17 protein-coding genes and 1 other RNA gene are annotated in these 18,744 nt (G+C 30.8%); 15 read left to right on the top strand and 3 right to left on the bottom strand.

Annotated elements, in window-relative coordinates:
- The first annotated feature begins 43 nt into the window (after nt 1-43).
- Nucleotides 44-310: signal recognition particle sRNA large type (gene ffs, locus CSPA_RS29360), an RNA gene on the top strand.
- Between the two features lie 195 nt (nt 311-505).
- Here ffs and CSPA_RS27380 read toward each other — a convergent pair.
- From CSPA_RS27380 to CSPA_RS27370, 3 genes are all read right to left on the bottom strand, one after another.
- Nucleotides 506-1,390: a fumarylacetoacetate hydrolase family protein gene (locus tag CSPA_RS27380; protein ID WP_015395661.1), complete on the bottom strand. Its 885-nt coding sequence runs from the start codon at nt 1,388-1,390 to the stop codon at nt 506-508.
- A gap of 55 nt (nt 1,391-1,445) precedes the next feature.
- Complete coding sequence (locus tag CSPA_RS27375) at nt 1,446-1,937, bottom strand: dihydrofolate reductase (RefSeq protein WP_015395660.1); 492 nt, start codon at nt 1,935-1,937, stop codon at nt 1,446-1,448.
- A 91-nt stretch (nt 1,938-2,028) separates the two neighbouring features.
- A complete protein-coding gene (locus CSPA_RS27370; protein WP_015395659.1) occupies nt 2,029-2,820 on the bottom strand; it encodes a thymidylate synthase in 792 nt (263 codons plus the stop codon).
- Between the two features lie 179 nt (nt 2,821-2,999).
- Here CSPA_RS27370 and dnaX point away from each other — a divergent pair, with 179 nt between their 5' ends.
- The 14 genes from dnaX (at nt 3,000) to CSPA_RS27300 (ending at nt 18,277) form a co-directional block, all read left to right on the top strand.
- Complete coding sequence (gene dnaX / locus CSPA_RS27365) at nt 3,000-4,628, top strand: DNA polymerase III subunit gamma/tau (RefSeq protein ID WP_015395658.1); 1,629 nt, start codon at nt 3,000-3,002, stop codon at nt 4,626-4,628.
- 78 nt (nt 4,629-4,706) lie between these two features.
- Nucleotides 4,707-5,045 (top strand): YbaB/EbfC family nucleoid-associated protein, encoded by a 339-nt coding sequence (locus CSPA_RS27360; RefSeq protein ID WP_015395657.1) that lies wholly within the window; start codon nt 4,707-4,709, stop codon nt 5,043-5,045.
- Between the two features lie 248 nt (nt 5,046-5,293).
- Nucleotides 5,294-5,890, top strand: coding sequence for a recombination mediator RecR (gene recR, locus CSPA_RS27355; RefSeq protein ID WP_026106470.1), 597 nt, complete (start codon nt 5,294-5,296; stop codon nt 5,888-5,890).
- A gap of 208 nt (nt 5,891-6,098) precedes the next feature.
- Entirely contained in the window at nt 6,099-6,377 is a 279-nt protein-coding gene (locus tag CSPA_RS27350) for a YaaL family protein (RefSeq protein ID WP_015395655.1), read from the top strand.
- A gap of 21 nt (nt 6,378-6,398) precedes the next feature.
- Nucleotides 6,399-6,668, top strand: a complete 270-nt coding sequence (locus CSPA_RS27345; protein ID WP_015395654.1) for a pro-sigmaK processing inhibitor BofA family protein — start codon at nt 6,399-6,401, stop codon at nt 6,666-6,668.
- Nucleotides 6,669-6,906: 238 nt separating this feature from the next.
- A complete protein-coding gene (locus tag CSPA_RS27340) occupies nt 6,907-8,211 on the top strand; it encodes a CHAP domain-containing protein (protein WP_015395653.1) in 1,305 nt (434 codons plus the stop codon).
- Nucleotides 8,212-8,261: 50 nt separating this feature from the next.
- Entirely contained in the window at nt 8,262-10,301 is a 2,040-nt protein-coding gene (locus tag CSPA_RS27335) for a M13 family metallopeptidase (RefSeq protein WP_015395652.1), read from the top strand.
- 40 nt (nt 10,302-10,341) lie between these two features.
- Nucleotides 10,342-10,518: a hypothetical protein gene (locus tag CSPA_RS30375; protein ID WP_015395651.1), complete on the top strand. Its 177-nt coding sequence runs from the start codon at nt 10,342-10,344 to the stop codon at nt 10,516-10,518.
- Nucleotides 10,519-10,898: 380 nt separating this feature from the next.
- A complete protein-coding gene (locus tag CSPA_RS27325) occupies nt 10,899-11,825 on the top strand; it encodes an ABC transporter permease (protein WP_015395650.1) in 927 nt (308 codons plus the stop codon).
- Between the two features lie 14 nt (nt 11,826-11,839).
- Nucleotides 11,840-12,784 carry an ABC transporter permease gene (locus CSPA_RS27320; RefSeq protein ID WP_015395649.1) on the top strand — a complete coding sequence of 315 codons (945 nt, stop codon included), beginning with the start codon at nt 11,840-11,842 and terminating at the stop codon, nt 12,782-12,784.
- Nucleotides 12,785-12,798: 14 nt separating this feature from the next.
- Nucleotides 12,799-13,806 (top strand): ABC transporter ATP-binding protein, encoded by a 1,008-nt coding sequence (locus CSPA_RS27315; RefSeq protein WP_015395648.1) that lies wholly within the window; start codon nt 12,799-12,801, stop codon nt 13,804-13,806.
- Complete coding sequence (locus CSPA_RS27310; protein ID WP_015395647.1) at nt 13,806-14,786, top strand: ABC transporter ATP-binding protein; 981 nt, start codon at nt 13,806-13,808, stop codon at nt 14,784-14,786. The genes CSPA_RS27315 and CSPA_RS27310 overlap by 1 nt, the downstream gene beginning before the upstream one ends.
- A 143-nt stretch (nt 14,787-14,929) precedes the next feature.
- A complete protein-coding gene (locus CSPA_RS27305; protein WP_015395646.1) occupies nt 14,930-16,588 on the top strand; it encodes a peptide ABC transporter substrate-binding protein in 1,659 nt (552 codons plus the stop codon).
- 177 nt (nt 16,589-16,765) lie between these two features.
- Nucleotides 16,766-18,277, top strand: coding sequence for a carboxypeptidase M32 (locus tag CSPA_RS27300; protein WP_015395645.1), 1,512 nt, complete (start codon nt 16,766-16,768; stop codon nt 18,275-18,277).
- Nucleotides 18,278-18,744 lie beyond the last annotated feature (467 nt).

Here is an 18,744-nt window from a genome sequence, read left to right as displayed (position 1 = left end):
TTAAGAAGATTTTGAGGTTCAAGCCCTCGGCATTCCACCATTGCCATGCTAGATGGGGAGTTAGCGGTGCCCTGTAACCTGCAATCCGCTATAGCGGGATTGAATTCCTCGCTTAGGTATTAGCAATCTGTAGTCTGACTTTTGTAAGTGGTGTTGAGGACTGGGTCCCACGCAATGGAAGCCCGCGAACCTCGTCAGGTCTGGAAGGAAGCAGCGATAAGTGGTCCCTTTCATGTGCCGTGGATCAATCTGGTCTGAGCTAACTGCATTAGTAACGTATGGAGAACTAATAACAAAGCGAGGTGCATGGTTTATTTACATATTTAACTTGGAATTTTAATTAGGTTATTCTTCAATAGGATTAACATAGGACACAATAGGATAAGAAAGTGAGGGCGTTTCAGTTATATGAAACACCCTCATTTTCTTTTCTAATATATAACAGCAGTAATAGAAAATATCCCAATATGATATAAATATTATTTACATCATATTGGGATATTGTTTATTTTACAATATTTTTTATATGTCCAATTCCTTCAATTTCACATTCAACTATGTCACCAGCTTTTAAGAAACGTGGAGGTTGAAAGCCCATGCCAACTCCAGCGGGTGTTCCCATTGCAATAATAGTACCTGCCTTTAAAGTCATACCTTGAGATAATTCGTGGATGGCAGCTTCAATAGAAGTAATCATAAGGTCCGTTGAACTATTTTGTCTTAATTCGCCATTAACCTTTGAACATATTTTTAGTACTGGTGGTGTTGCAAATTCATCTTTAGTGACAATACAAGGTCCCATTGGAGTAAACCCATCAAGACTCTTTCCAAAGTACCACTGCTTATGTCTTGTTTGCAAATTCCTAGCACTTACATCGTTCATTATTGTATAACCAAAAACATAGTCAAAAGCCTCTTTTTTAGATATATTTTTGGCATCTTTACCTATTATTACTGCTAATTCAACTTCATAATCTAAGCTATCTACAAGTTCAGGATAGCTAGGAATATAAGAGCCATCCCCAATAGCTTCAGTTACTCTTTTGGAAAAATAAACTGCATAGTCTCTATTTTTATCAAAAGCTTCTTTTTTATACCTTGCAGATTCTTCTGCATGCGCCATATAATTTATACCTAAGCAGATAATATCTTGTTTTGGATTAGGTATAGGAGCGAGCTTAGAAACATCATTAATAGAAAGAATATCAGGAGTATTTCGCTCTATTTTGGTTTTTAATTCAGCTATTTCTTCATTTGTTATATTTTCAATTAAAGAATTCATAGAGGTATAGTTTACACCAAGAGCATTTATTGGATAAATATTTTGGTTATCCTTGGATAATATACCGACTTGTTCTTTATTGTTATGTTTAAAAGTTATAAATTTCATATAGATCCCCCGTTTATTCAGTTAAGAGTTAAGAGTTTTTGGCTTATTTTTATTGCTAAATTCTTTTATAGTCTATAAATGTATAATGCAATCCATTCTTTTCATCTGTAAATTTTTCTGATTTATATTCTACCTTGAATTCATCATAATTAACTTCAGGGAAGAAAGTATCCCCTTTGAAATCTTCATCTATTGTAGTTAAGTATATTTTATCAACATATGGAAGGAAGTGCTCGTAAATTTCTGCCCCTCCTATTACAAAGATTTCATCATCACATTTTGAATATTCCTTAATTAGCGAATCTAAATCATGTACTATTGTAACTTTATCAGAATCAACTTTATAATTTTTATTTCTAGTTACAATTATATGTTCCCTATTTGGTAGAATACCTGGTAATGATTCGAAAGCTTTTCTTCCCATTATCATTTTTTTCTCAGAGGTAATTTTCTTGAATCTTTTTAAGTCTTCTGAAATGTGCCAAGGCAGTTTGTTATCTATTCCAATGACATTATTATTTGCGACAGCAACGCTTATTGATAGCATTTAATATTCCTCCTTTAAATATAAAGATTAATTGTACACAGTCTAAAATATAGATAATCAACTTAAAATTAAGAACCGTGTTTGATAATTATTAAACTGATACCTGCATTTTTATTGTTTCATGATGCTTGTAATCCTCGAGTTTTATATCATCTGGTGCAAAATCATAGAAATCTTTAATTTCAGGATTAATCCAAAGTTTCGGAGCGTCATAAGCTTCATTTTTTCGAGTTATTTGAAGTTTTAAGCCTTCAACTTGGTTTTCATATATATGAGCATTATTTATTACATGAGTGAATAAACCTGGTTTAAGACCCGTAACTTGGGCTAACAAATGAACCAAAACAGCATATTGAGAAGTATTAAATGGAACACCAAGTCCCCAGTCTCCACTTCTTTGAACAAGCATACAGTTAAGTCTTCCGTCTGTTACATCCCACATTGTAAGGAAGCAGCATGGATATAAAGCTCCACCATCTAAGTAAGGAATTTGCCATAAATTAAGCATCATCCTTCTGTCTTGGGGATTATTTTTTAAAGCATCTATTAATTTATCTATTTGGTTAAACTTTTTAACTACCCAGCCATAAGATGTTCCAATTGTTCCATCCTCCATCATCCACTCATCCCAGATTTTAACGTTTTGAGCTTGAAGCGCCTTTACATCGTTTGATTGATCTTTAAATATCCATAAAAGCTCTTTAACAGCAGTTTTGAAAGCTACAAATTTTGTTGTTAATATAGGAAATTCTTTTTCTAAATTAAATTGCATTATTTGGTGTGGTAATTTATAAGTTTGTACACCAGTCCTATTGTTATCAAAATATCCATTTTCTAATATATCATTAGCAATGGATAAATATTTGTCATCATATAAACTCATTTTATGTATTCCTCCTAAATTATCCAGATATTTTTCTTATTAATATTAACTATTTTAGTATATAATAATACTTTAGCAAAGTCTAAAGAATATTATAATTTTAAAAGGCCTATTATACAAATTATTTGTTTAGTAGTGTATAATGGTTTTATATTTAAGAAATAATGAGGTGATAGCCTGTGGGTTATACAGCACTATATAGAGAATGTAGACCGAAAAAATTTGAAGACGTTATTGGTCAAGAACATATAACGACCACACTAAAAAACGAAATTTTGAATGATAGAATTGCTCATGCATATCTTTTCTGTGGAACAAGGGGAACAGGTAAAACATCAACTGCAAAAGTTATGGCAAAAGCATTAAATTGTTTGGATTTACATGATGGAGAACCATGTAATGAATGTGAAATGTGCAAAAAGATAAATGATGGCTTAGCAATTGATGTAATAGAGCTTGATGCAGCATCTAATAATGGTATTGATAAAATAAGAGATATTATTGATGATACAAAGTATCCGCCACAAGAAGCTAGATATAAGATATATATATTAGATGAGGTTCATATGCTATCAGTTGGAGCTGTTAATGCATTTTTAAAGACGTTAGAGGAACCACCTAAGAATGTAATATTTATATTAGCAACGACGGATCCACAAAAACTTCCTATAACAATTTTGTCGAGATGCCAAAGATTTGATTTCAAAAGAATTAATCAAAAGGAAATTTCTAATTTACTTAAGAAAATCACTGAAGCACAAAATGTAGCTTATGAACAAAAAAGTTTGGATTTGATTTCAAGAGTTTGTGATGGAGCAATGAGAGATGCATTGAGTATACTAGATCAAGCAATTGCAATGGGAGAAAAACAAATTAATTATGAAGATTTAATAAGTATATTAGGGTTAGTTACTAATGAATACTTATTTGATATTACTTATGCAATTATTGATAGAAGTATTGAAAAATCCATGGTAATAGTTGATAAACTTGTTTATTCGGGTAAGGATATGCAATTGTTTATTAAAGACTTAATAGCACACTTTAGAAATTTGCTTATGGTAAAAGTCACAAATAATCCAGAAGAAGTTTTAGATATGTCTCTTGAGAATATTTATTTGGTTAAAGAACAAGGCAAGAAAATTAGAGTTGAAGAGATAATGAGGGACATTAGAATACTTCAGGATGCAGAAATAAATTCAAAAGCAAGTAAACAAAGCAGGTTATATTTAGAACTTGCAATAATAAAGATGTGTAAAATAGAATATGATACTTCAAATGAAATTATTTTGTCACGAATAAATCAACTTGAAGAATCAATAAAGGGCGGAAAAATACAAATAGTTCAAAGTCAAAAAATTAATGAAGATTCAAATTATGCAAATACTAATATTGGTGCTATAAATAATCAGAATACAGTTAAAACTAATACTGTTGCTGAAAAAAAGCCAGAAGTAAATCCGAATTCAAAAATAACAGTTGATGATGTTGGTAGAGCATGGACAGAGATATTAGAAAAATTTAAAGCAAAGCGTGCAATGATTGTTTATGCATCTATTGTTACGGCTAGACCATATAATGTTAAAGGCGGGGTTGTGACATTAGAATATGATGCAACATATGCATTTAATAAGGAACGATTGCAAAAGTTAGAGTATAGAGAAATTGTAAATTCAGTTTTCTCGGAAACATTTAAAGAAAAAGTAATAGTAGATTATGTAGTAAAAGCAGACAAAGATTATGTAGACAATGAGCAGATACTAAAGGAAAAAATAGATGGAATACCTTTTGAAGTATATGAAGAATGATGAATTGTATCATTGTACATTTCAAAAAGATGTTTTATAATTAATAAATGTAATTCAAGTAAAGAGGAGGATTTTTTTATGGCAAAAGGTGGATTTCCAGGAGGCTTTGGTGGAGGTAATATGAATAACCTTATGAAGCAAGCACAAAAGCTTCAAAAGCAAATGGAAGATATGCAAAAAGAGATCGAGTTAAAAGAATTTGAAGCATCAGTTGGTGGTGGTGCTGTGGTAGTAAAAATAAATGGTAAAAAAGAAATAACAGCAATTAATATAAAACCAGAGGTTGTAGACCCAGATGATGTGGAAATGCTTGAAGACTTAGTATTGAGTGCTGTTAATGAAGCAATAAAGAAAGCAGAAGATGAAACTGCAAACAAAATGGGTAAGCTAACAGGCGGAATGCCAGGATTATTTTAAGAAATTACTTAGCATACAGATTGCTGGATTATTCTTCAAGCTGTATGCTTTTTTTATATATAATTAAATTAAGAAAAATTAATTAAATAAAAGAAGATTTAGTTTATAATAATTGATATACATGTTGTAATGAGAATTATTCAAAAATTAAAGATTTCCAAGGAAATAAACATTTATTGATAATTGAGCATTGAACATTGATAATTAAGTATACATATATTTAAGGATAAGGAGAAAATTAAATTATGATGGAATTTTATCCAGTAGCCATAGAAAAATTAATTGAAGAGTTTGCGAAATTGCCAAGTATAGGTCAAAAGACTGCCCAAAGACTTACTTTACATATTTTAAATCTTCCAGATGATGAAGTAAAGGAATTTGCAAACGCCTTAGTTCAAGCAAGAGGAACGATTAAATATTGTTCAATATGTGGAAATTTTACAGACAAAGATCCTTGCCCATTATGTGGGAACCCAAGTAGAGATAAGGGAACAATATGTGTTGTTGAGCAGCCGAAGGATATAATGACAATGGAAAAAGTTAAAGAATATAATGGTGTATATCATGTATTGCATGGTAATATATCACCAATGCAGGGAAGAGGTCCTCAAGATATAAGGATTAGAGAACTTGTTGCTAGAATGAATGAAAATGTAAAGGAAGTAATACTTGCAACAAATCCTAATATAGAGGGTGAAGCAACTGCTATGTATATTTCGAAGGTACTTAAGCCACTTGATATTAAAGTAACTAGAATTGCAGCAGGAATACCTGTAGGTGGAGATTTAGATTATGCAGATGAAGTTACATTATCCAAAGCATTAGAGGGTAGAAAAGAAATATAAAAAATGGAACCTTAAAATAATTAGGTTCCTAGAAAAAAGTGCTAGTTATATGGGAGTTAGAAGTTTTTTTAAAGCATGAGTGAAAAGCTTCTTATATAAAGAATATATAAAGGTGTTGCAGACTTACAAAAAAATATCAGATTACAATATGTATATTTTTGCCTCTTAATGGATAAAATGGTAGTAAGAAGTTTTTGGAGGGGTTTACATGAATAAAAATAATATTGTAGAATACCTGATTAGCAAGACTGATAACACTGATATGTATGCAAGATTGTTAGAAGATATGGAAGTTGCAAAGTTGGAGATAAATGCTGCTCGCAGTATGTTTAATAATGTTAACGATGACAAATTAATAGAGGTAGCAATATATTCGGAGAATGTTGCAAGGAAAAGATATGATTACTTATTATCAATAGCAAGAGAAAATGGCATAAGTGTAGATGGTAGTTATATAGCAGAGAAAAATGTACGGATTGCAGAATAACTGAAATAGGGAGAGCTAAAAATGGAATTACAATATTTGGTTTATGGATTGGTCGGAATAGCAGTACTGTATTTAGTACTAAAATTATTAAAATGGCCAATAAAAATAATTATAAATGGGATAATAGGAGTTATAACATTATACGTAGCAAATTTTATCATAGCGCATCTTGGCTTGATTGGAATTAATACTAATTTCTCATTAGCAATAAATCCAATTACAGCTCTTATTGCAGGATTTTTTGGGATTCCTGGTGTTATTGTTTTAATTATAATAGGATTGTTTTTGTAGTTATTAAGATTTTTTGTTTCGAGGAATTTGAAGTGTTACAAAATTTAATAGTAGTAAATCAACACGCCAATCTAGTTAGTTATGAAATGATAAATTTTATAATTAATGGACGGGCGTTTGATTTTTTATGTTGAATTTTCATTGTTAATTATTAAGTTTTAAGTTAATATTTAAAATAAGAAGAGTAATTTGCTTGGAGTTAATGAGATAAAAAATATTGATAAAGGGGACACGATAGGTGAAAAGGGAATTTCTTAAGAAGATAGTTGTTAGCGTAATGGCAACGTTAATATTTACGAATATGTATAGTATATCGGCTTCAGCTAAATGGAGTGAAGATTCAAATGGTGGTTGGAATTGGATTGAAGATGGAGAAAAAGCATTTGGATGGAAGAAAATTGATAGTAAATGGTACTATTTTAATGAAGATGGCTTAATGAAAACAGGTTGGGTAAAGGATAAGGGGATTTGGTACAACCTATCTGATAGTGGAGAAATTACTACTGGTTGGAAATCTATCAATGGGAAATGGTATCATTTTAATGAAGACGGGCAAATGGAGATTGGATGGATTAATGATAATGGTGTTCAATATTTTACAAATTTAAATGGTGAAATGCAGACTGGAACTATTAAAATAGATGAGAAGACTTATACTTTTTCAGATGATGGAGCACTGTTAAGCAGCACTTCAAATAATCAAGAAAGGACTACTTCTGGAAGTACAGCTAATGCAAAAGATCTTGAAACTTCAAAAACAGGTTATGTATCAACTAATAGTGACGTTTTAAATGTTAGAGCTGATGCGACATTATCGTCAGACATAATAGGGACTGTTGCAAAAGGAGCTGAAGTTAAGATAGTTGATGATGAGAAAAATGGATTCTATCCTATAATTTTAAGTGGGAAGACAGGATGGGTAAGCTCAAAATGGATTAATGTAAAGAAATCAGAAAATGTTATAGCAACACCACTAATTACAAATCAACAAGCAAGTGATGTAGAAAATACAACAAATACAGATTCATCATTAATAGATGAAAAGACTAAAAAACCTAAAAAGGATTTGGAACCAGTTAAGTTGGGAGATATAAGAAATACAAAGCCAAGCTTAGATAATAAATATTATTATTCAGACGAAAATTTATTTTATAAGGTGAAATTGTCTCCTCCATTCTCTAGTGGAGGTAAGGTAATTAAAGGGAATTGTACTTGGTATGCATGGGGACGTGCTTGGGAGATTACTGGGAATAAGCCAGATGATGCAGGTTTTATAGGAAATGCTTATGAATGGTGGGCAGCAAACAAAAAGAGTGGAAAGTATCAATATGGTTCAGAACCTAAAGTAGGGGCTATTGCAGTATGGAAATCAAGCTTGCCGGGATCAGATGGAAGTGGACATGTAGCTGTTATTGAAAAAATAGAAAATGGAAAAATTTACATATCTGAGTCGACTTGGCATGGAGTGGCATTTAATTATAGAGAAATTTATGATACAAGTTATTTATATGGATATATTTATTTGGACGAGCCAAATTATTAATTATACATAATGTTTATATTAAAAATCCATGCTAGAAGAGAGGTTTAAAGATGAAAAAAATTAGAAGGCTAAGTGCTATATTGAGTTTGGCATTCTTCATGTTAATGATGTCACCAGAATCATATACTGTGGTTAGAGCAGAGGATATAAGTTCTAAAAATCAAGCTTCGGATAATAAAGGGGTAAGACTGCAAGATGATTTTTATGATGCTATAAATAATGATTGGCTAAGTACAGTAAAAATTGAAGAAGGAAAATCAACTACATCAACTTTTGATGATGTAGAGAAAACAGTGAAGGGGCAAGTAAAAAGCATAATTGAAAGCTTAGTATCAGAAAAAGAAAAATATGAAGCTAATACTGATGAAAGAAAAATAATAAATTTATATAATAATGTTCTTAATGTACAAGAAAGAAATAATCAAGGATTAAAACCTGTTAAAGAAAATTTGGATAAAATTAAGTCTGCTCAGACAATAGATGATATTACAAAATTGTGGAGTGATAGATCAATAATTAATTCAACAATACAATTTGCTGTGGAAAAAGATGTGAAAAATGTTACGACTAATATTCTATATATTAATCACACAGGACTTAGTTTGGGAGATTCTGATCAATATACTCACCCAACAGAAAGTACAGCAAAAAATAAAAAGCTAACTGTGAATTATTATAATAAGCTTTTAATGTTAAGTGGATATACAAAAGATGAAGCGGAGCTAAAAACTGATAATATGTTTAAGTTTGAAGGAATGATAGCACCTTATATTATGGGAAAGCGTGAAAAAGCATTAACTCCAAATTTAATTGATTCTCTTTATAATGTATATACTTTAGATGAACTAAAGGATTTAGCACCCAATTTGAATTTGCCAATTATTATGAAGGGACTTGGAATAGATAATGCAAATAAGATAGTGTTACAAGATCCAAAGTGGTTAAAGGCATTGAATAAAATCTATACGCAGGAAAATTTACCTCTTATAAAAAATTATTTAGAAATAGTTAACTTAATTTATGCATCAAATTATTTAAGTAAAGATTTTGAAGATGCTAATACAGAATTTTCTAATAACCTCTTAGGAATAAAAGGGGCGGGGTCAAAGGAAGATGATGCTGTGGATACAGTGAATTCCTTAATGGGTATGGCAATTGGAAAGATTTATTCAGAAAGATATGTTTCAAAGAATGTAAAAGAAGATGTTGAGAATATAACTAAAAAAATTATAGAGGTTTACAAAAAGAGAATAAATAATCTTACTTGGATGAGTAATTCAACGAAGAAGAATGCAATTGATAAACTGGATAAATTAAATATAAAAATAGGTTATCCGGATACTTGGGTTGACTATTCAAAGTTAAATATAAAATCTTATGAAGAAGGAAGTAATCTTTTTGACAATGTAATAGCATTAAGAAGATTTGCACAAGATGAAATGTTTAGCAAATTAAATAAACCAGTAGATAAGAAAAAAGATGGAGTTGAACCTCAAACAGTTAATGCCTTTTATAGTCCAACAGATAATTCGATTATAATTCCAGGAGGAATTATTCAGGGACATTTCTATGACCCAAATGGAGGCAAGGAGACAAATTTAGGTGGAATAGGTGTGATTCTTGGTCATGAAATAAGTCATGCATTTGACAATACTGGTGCTCAATATGATGCTGATGGAAATCTTAATAATTGGTGGAGTGATGATGATTATAAGGAATTTCAGCAAAAAACTCAGAAAGTAAAAGATTTTTACAGTCAAATTGAAGTTGCACCGGGTCAAATGTTGGATGGAAATCTTACAGCAGGTGAGAATATTGCTGACATAGGAGGGGTATCTTGTCTGTTAGATATATTAAAGACGATGGACAACCCTAATTATAAAACATTTTTTCAAAGTTATGCTGTTACTTGGAGACAATTAACTACTAAAGAATATTCAGATTATGCTATGTTGATAGATTCTCATTCTCCTAATAAGGTAAGGGTAAATGCTGTACTACCTCAATTTCAGCAATTTTATGATACTTATGGAATTACAGAAAAAGATGGAATGTATATTAGACCAGAGGATAGAGTAGCAATTTGGTAGAGGATATATAAATGAAGGATTAAGGAGATGTGATTTTATTATGCCAGCAGGAAATGGAGTAAATTGTGGAGATTGCGTGGAATTAAAAAGTGGGAAATGTGATGGGAAAGACTTGAATTGCTTATGTTACAAATGCCCAAGAAAATTGGCGCAATGCATGTGTGTTAAATATTGCAGGGAAACTGAATCAGTACTATATTTTTATGAAGACAATTAAATTCACATGTATAACATACTAAAACAGTATAAATAACAAAAGTAAAGAAGAAATTTTGTGAGAATTACTATATGTTAATTTTGTATTAACAAATTGAAATAAAATCTTGACATATATAAATAAAAATATTATTATATTGATATTGTATTAGTAATAAATTAAATTTTATTGCAAAAAAATTAAATTTTAGTAAATTTACGATAACAACGGAGTTATCAGACAGATATTCTTGTTTGATGACTCCATTAATATATTAGGGTTTTTATGGATATGAAAGCGCTACCTGGATAGTTAATGAATAAAAGTAAAATTTTGTTAAAAATAAATTTGTAATTTATTATATAAATATAAACAACAGTGAAAAAGAAGGAGAGGACTACATGTTAAAATATATTGGAAAAAGATTTTTGATAAGTCTGTTAACAATATGGGTTGTAATAACAGTAACATTTTTTCTAATGAAACTTATGCCAGGAGGTCCGTTTGACGGGGATAAATTAACACCTCAAATTAAAGCAAATATAGAGGCAAAATATGGATTGGACAAGCCTTTATCAACACAATATTTTATGTATATGGGAAATTTGGTTCATGGAGATTTTGGTGAATCGATGACGTTTAAAGGTAGACAAGTATCAGATACTATAGGAAAATCATTCCCAGCATCTGCAGAAGTTGGTGCAATAGCAGTAGTTATTGCTATAGTAGGAGGAATACTTTTAGGAACACTTGCAGCACTTAAAAGTGGAAAATGGCCAGATAAGGTAGTAGTATTTTTTGCAACACTTTGCATTACAATACCTAGTTTCGTAATAGGAACAGTTTTGATTTATGTGTTAGGCGTTCAATTTGCATTATTACCACCAACAGGGTTTGGTGAGTGGAAAAATGATATAATGCCATGTATAGCATTATCAGCAGCATCATTATCATTTATTACAAGACTTACAAGAAGTAAATTAATAGATGTTTTAAAGTCAGATTATATAAGAACTGCAAAAGCTAAAGGCTTAAGTAAAACTACTGTTATTTTTAAACATGCATTAAGAAATTCATTGATTCCAATAGTTACATATGTAGGACCATTAGTAGCTGGTATATTAACAGGTGGATTTGTAACAGAAAAGATTTTTGCAATTCCTGGACTTGGAAATGAATTTGTACAATCAGTTACAAACAGAGACTATAGTATGTTACTTGGAGTAACAGTATTCTATTGTACAATGTTAATATTCTTTACTTTTTTTGTAGATATATTATACGTTATAATTGATCCAAGAATAAAATTACAAGACACGGAAGCTTAGGGGAGGAAAAGGAAATGGAAAATCAAATAAAAATAGATAAGGAATTATTTGCTCCTCTAAGTGCGGAAGAAAAAAAAGTTAGTGTAGCAGTAAGACCGAGTATTGGATATTGGAAAGACGCTTGGAATAGATTAAAGAAAGATAAAATGGCACTTGTTTCATTGATAGCTATAGTATTGGTAGTAATAGGAGCTATATTTGTGCCTATGTTTTCAAAATACGATTATGCAACAAATGACTTAGCTAATACTTATTTAAAACCTTCAGCAGAACATTGGTTTGGAACAGATAATCTAGGAAGGGATTTATTCGTTAGAAATTTCTTCGGAGCAAGATATTCACTACTTATAGCAGTATTAGCTGCAGTTATTAATTTATGTATTGGTGTAGTATATGGCGGAATTGCCGGTTACTTTGGAGGTGTAGTAGACAATATACTAATGAGAATAGTTGATGTTATATCTTCGATTCCTATGACTATATATGTTGTAATCTTCATGGCTGTTTTAAATAAGCCAGGAGCTAATGGAAGTGGACTTTTTACAATAGTACTTGGACTTTCAATTACATCTTGGATTGGTATGGCAAGAATTGTAAGAGGAGATGTACTTCAATTAAAGCAACAAGAGTTTGTTCTTGCAGCTAAATCACTAGGTGCATCAAATTCAAGAATATTAGTAAGACACTTAATTCCAAACTGTATAGGATCAATAATGGTTACATTAACATTATTTATTCCAGATGCTGTATTTACAGAAGCATTTTTGAGCTTCATTGGTCTTGGAATCGCAGCACCTAGAGCATCACTTGGAACATTAGCTAATGATGCGCAACAAGCTATATATACATATCCTCTACAATTGTTGTTCCCATCAGCTATGATTTGTATAATAATATTATGCTTTAATCTTTTTGGTGATGGATTAAGCCAAGCATTAGATCCAAAGAACAAGAGATAGGAGAATATAGAGAAATGGAAAAGTTGTTAGAAGTAAAGAACTTAGAAACCTCCTTCAAAACTAGTGCTGGGGAAGTACATGCAGTAAGAGGTGTATCATTTGACCTAGAAAAGGGAGAAGCATTAGGTATAGTTGGAGAATCAGGTTGTGGTAAAAGTGTTACAATGATGTCAATTATGAGATTATTAGCTGATAATGGAAGACTTGCAGGAGGAGAAATCTTCTTTAATGGTAAAGATATCTCGAATGTTAAAGAGTCAGAAATGGAAACTATAAGAGGTAATGATATAGGAATGATATTCCAAGATCCTATGACATCATTAAATCCAGTATATACAATAGGAGACCAGTTAATGGAACCCCTATTAAAGCATAGAAAAATAAGTAAAGCTGAAGCAAGAAAAGAAGCTATTAATATGCTTGGTCTAGTTGGAATACCAAGTCCAGAAAAGAGAATGAAACAATATCCTCATGAATTTTCAGGTGGTATGAGACAAAGAGCAATGATAGCTATGAGTTTAATTTGTGCTCCAAAGCTTATTATAGCAGATGAACCAACAACGGCTTTAGACGTTACAATACAGGCACAAATACTAGATTTAATGAAAGATTTAAAGCAAAAACTTGACACTGCAATTATACTAATAACTCATGATTTAGGAGTTGTTGCAGATGTATGTACAAAAATAAATGTAATGTATGGTGGAATTATTGTAGAAACAGGAACTACAGAAGATATTTTCTACAGAGGAAAGCATCCCTATACTTGGGGACTTTTAAGAAGTGTTCCTAACCCTAAGGAAGATGTTAAAGAAAAGCTTATTCCAATAGAAGGACAACCACCAGATTTATTAAATCCACCAGTTGGGTGTCCATTCGCAGCTAGATGTGATTATGCAATGAAGGTATGTCTTCAAAAGCAACCTCCACTATTTGAAGTAGGAGAAAAACATCATACAGCATGTTGGTTGTGTCATGAAGATGCACCAAAAGTTGAATCACCTATAAGGAGGATGAAGTAGTGGAAGCTAATAACGATATAATTTTAGAAGTTAAGGATTTATGCAAGTACTTCCCTGCGAATAAAGGATTATTTAAAGGTAAAAGTTATGTTAAAGCAGTTGATAGGGTTTCTTTTACATTAAAAAGAGGAGAAACTTTAGGACTTGTAGGAGAATCTGGATGTGGTAAGACAACAACAGGAAGAACTATATTGAAACTTTATGAACCAACTTCAGGTCAAATTATTTTTAATGGGAAAGATATAACAAAATATTCAAAAGATCAAATGATTCCTTTAAGAAAAGAAATGCAAATGATTTTCCAAGATCCATATGCGTCACTAGATCCTAGAATGACTGTTGGAGATATAATTGGAGAAGCAATTGATGTTCATAAATTGTTATCTGGCGAAGCAAGAACAGAAAGAATAAGAAGTCTTTTATCAAAAGTTGGTCTTGCAAGTGACCATATAAACAGATATCCTCATGAATTCTCAGGAGGTCAAAGACAGAGAATAGGTATAGCAAGAGCTTTAGCTGTTGAACCTGCATTTATAGTTTGTGATGAACCGATATCAGCTCTTGATGTTTCAATTCAAGCACAAGTTATAAATATGCTTGAAGAGCTTCAAGAAGAATTAGGATTGACATATTTATTTATAGCTCATGACCTTTCGATGGTTAAGCATATATCAACTCATATAGGAGTTATGTACCTTGGAAGAATGGTTGAAAAAGGGGAAAGTAATAAAGTGTATTCAGAAGGATTACATCCTTATACACAAGCATTGCTTTCAGCAGTACCAATACCAGATCCAGAGGTGGCTAAAAATAATCAAAGAATTATTTTAGAAGGAGATATTCCTTCACCTATAGATCCACCACCAGGATGTAGATTTAAAGGTAGATGTAAGCATGCAAAACCAATATGTTCAGAAATTGATCCAGAATTAAAAGAGGTTAAACCAGGACATTTTGTAGCATGTCATTTATATGATTAATTTAGCAAAAAGCAAGAAATAAGTTGAATAAAATTTAATGAATTTAATTAAAATAGTTAATAGTATACTGTTAAGCAATTTTAGCAATAATTACTTAGACAGGTATTATAATAAATAATAATTAATTAAGGGGGAAATATTAAATGAAAAAAAGCAGAGTAAAGCAATTATGTGCAGTAGCTTTAGCAGCAACACTTGGACTTTCAGTTTTAGCTGGTTGTGGTTCTAAAACTTCTGACAACAAATCAGCAGCAACTGGTACTGACAAACAAGAATTAATGTTTAATTTAGGATCTGATCCTAAGACTTTAGATCCAGGTTTAAACCAATCAGTGGATGGATCTATAGTAATAGTTAATGCGTTCGAAGGTCTATATAAGTTAGATGACAAGAACAAAGCAGTTCCAGGTCAAGCTGAGAAGTGTGATGTTTCTGCAGATGGATTAACATATACTTTCCATTTAAAGAAAGATCTTAAGTGGTCAAATGGAGATCCAGTTAAAGCAAGTGATTTCGAATATGCATGGAAGAGAGTTATAAATCCAGAAACTGCATCTGAGTATTCATTCCAAATGATGTATATTAAAGGAGCACAAGAATATAACACAGGAAAAGGTACAGCTGACCAAGTTGGTATTAAAGCAACTGATGACAGCACATTAGTAGTTACTTTAGCAGCACCATGTGCATATTTCTTAGACTTAACAGCTACTCCAACATATATGCCATTAGATCAAAAAATTGTTGAAGCTAATAAGGATTGGGCAACAGATGCTAAAACTTTAGTTTCTAATGGACCTTTCAAATTCACAGATTATAAGATTAAAGACCAAATCGTATTAGAAAAGAATGACAATTATGAAGCTAAAGACGATGTTAAGTTAAGCAAAGTAACAATGAAATTAGTTACTGAACCTACATCAGCATGGGCAAGTTATAAATCAGGTCAATTTGACATGGTATATGATGTACCAACATCTGAAAAAGCAGCTGCTATAGCAGATAAGAGTGCTACAGTATTCCCAGAATTAGGAAATGCTTATATAGACTTTAATGTTTCAGATAAGCAAGTAGATCCTGAAGCAGCTAAAGCATTAAAGAATCCAAAGTTTAGGCAAGCATTAAGTATGGCTATAGACAGACAATCAATCATTGACAACGTACTTAAAGCTAAGCAAGTTGCAGCTCATAGTTTTGTTCCAGAAGGAATCATTGGGCCAGATGGAAAAGATTTTGAAAATAAGAAATACTTTGATCCTAAGGGTAATGTAGATGAAGCTAAGAAATTATTAGCTGAAGCTGGATATCCAGATGGAAAAGGCTTACCACAAATTACATTACTTTTCAACCCAGAAGGTGGAAATGCAGACGTAATGCAACCAATCCAAGATATGTGGAAGAAAATTGGCGTAAATGTTGAACTTCAAACTCAAGAATGGAAAGTATTCCAAGATACAAGAACTGCAAAGAACTATCAAATAGCAAGAGATGCTTGGGGAGCTGACTATGCAGATCCAATGACATTCTTAGACTTATTTGTTTCAACATCACCACAAAATAATGCAGGATATAATAATCCAGTATACGATACATTAATCAGCAGTGCTAAGAAAGAAGCAGATGCAACTAAGAGATATGAAATGTTACATCAAGCTGAAGATATGTTAATGGCTGATATGCCAATTATATCTTTATGGTACTCAAATAGAACACATGGAGTAAAAGATTATGTTAAAGGTATAAGAAAAGATATGCTTGGAAATATTTTCTTCACTAATGCTTATATTCAAGGTAAAAAATAATATTCATATAAATTAATAAGAAAGCTGCTTTAAATATAAATTTCATATTTAAAGTGGCTTTTCTTTTTTTATAAAAATGTATAAGTTTATATCTAGATAAGCTTCGTTACTAAGAATATAATGGATATAGATATAAGAACTTATTTGATAGCATAAGTTAAATAGGAGGGACACTTTATGAGAGAAGAAATAATTGAAAAGTTAAACGAAGTAAAAGCGCATATTACAAAAATTGAAGAATTAAATAAGTTATCTGCTCTTGCTTATTGGGATATGAAAATTTCTATGCCAAAGAAAGCCTTAGAGCAAAGATCTAATACTCTTGGATATTTAGCAGGTGAAATATTTAAACTATCGACAGGAAAGGAAGTTAAAGGCTTTCTAGATTACTTTATGCCTAAGTTGGATCAACTGTCACAAACAAATAGAGCAATGATAAAAAAATTAAAGAAGGAATATGATGAAACAAAAAAGATTCCTGAAAAAACTTATAAGGAATATACAATAGCTAAATCTTTGTCTGAAGCAGCTTGGGAAGAAGCTAAGGAAAAGAATGATTTCAAAATATTTGAACCCCATTTAGAAAAGATGATTAATTTTAATGTAGAATTTGCAAAGTATTATGGATATGAGGAAAATGTATATGATGCTTTACTTAATAGATATGAAGAAGGAATGACTGTTAAAAAGTTAGATGAGATATTTGGTGAATTAAAAGAGGGAATACTAGATTTATTAAAATATATTGAAGCCAGTAATAAAAATATAAACAGAGATTTTCTTCATGATAAATTTAAAATTAAAAAGCAAAAAAAATTGAGTAAATATTTGTTGGAGTTAATAAAATTTGATGGAGAAGCGGGAATATTGGGAGAGACAACGCATCCATTTACACTAGACTTAGGAAATAAGGATGTTAGAATAACAACCCACTATCACGAAGATGATTTGCTATCAAATATATTTAGCATTATACATGAAGGTGGTCATGGATTATATGAACAGCATATTTCTGATGAATTAATAGGAACTGGTCTTGAACATGGAGCATCTATGGGAATTCATGAATCACAATCTAGATTTTATGAGAATATAATAGGAAGAAGTGAAGAATTCTTAAAAATAATATTACCATACATTAAAAAAGAATTTTCAGGCTTTAAGAAAGTTAAATTAAAAGAATTTTATGAAGCAGTAAACTATGTTAAACCATCCTTAATTAGAACAGAAGCAGATGAATTAACGTATAGTTTACATATAATTATAAGATATGAAATTGAAAAGAAATTAATAAATAAGGAAATAGAAGTTAAAGATTTACCAAGGATTTGGAATGAGAAGTATATGGAGTATTTAGGTGTTAAGGCAAAGTCAGACAGTGAAGGCATATTACAAGATATGCATTGGTCTGCTGGAGATTTTGGATATTTTCCAAGTTATGCATTAGGAAATATATATGCAGGCCAATTTCTAAATCAAATTTTAAAAGATAATGAATTAGCTATTACGGAATTAGAAAATGGAGATTTATCATATATAGATAATTGGCTAAAAGATAAGATCCATAAGTATGGAGCTAGATATACTCCAGAAGAATTAATTAAAAATGTAACTGGAGAAGATATTTCAACAAAATACTTCTTAAGATATTTGGACGATAAATATAAAAAAATATACACACCTTTATAAAGAGCAGCTATGCTGCAACAAAGGAACTTCTGCACCTTTATAAAGAGCAGCTATGCTGCAATACGGAACTTATATTAGCGATTTTTGACCTGTTATTTATTTTCATGTGCCTTAAGTGAAACTAGAGTTATCTTAATATATAATAAGGTAACTCTTTTTAATAATTAGGCATATTTATGGGGGTTAAAATATAAAAACATAATTAAAATCATAATTTAACTGATAAACTATTGAATTTGGGATCAATAAGTAGTAGAATATAAAAAAATAAGTTTTAAGAATATACAGAAAATATTATAAATTTGGGGCTTAAAAATTTATAATATATAAAGGCTTTATTACAATTGCAGAAATTTAAAAGTTATTAAGAAATATAGTGAAATTTAGATTTATGCTATTTTTTTTAGGCCTGTAATTCAGATAAGTTTTATAGGATATCTAATTCTATAATAGTTTATTTTTGTGTG

The organism is Clostridium saccharoperbutylacetonicum N1-4(HMT), assembly GCF_000340885.1.
Taxonomy (GTDB): Bacteria; Bacillota; Clostridia; order Clostridiales; family Clostridiaceae; genus Clostridium; species Clostridium saccharoperbutylacetonicum.
The sequence above is the reverse complement of the archived record's forward strand: the minus strand, read 5'-3'. Positions and strand labels throughout refer to the sequence as shown.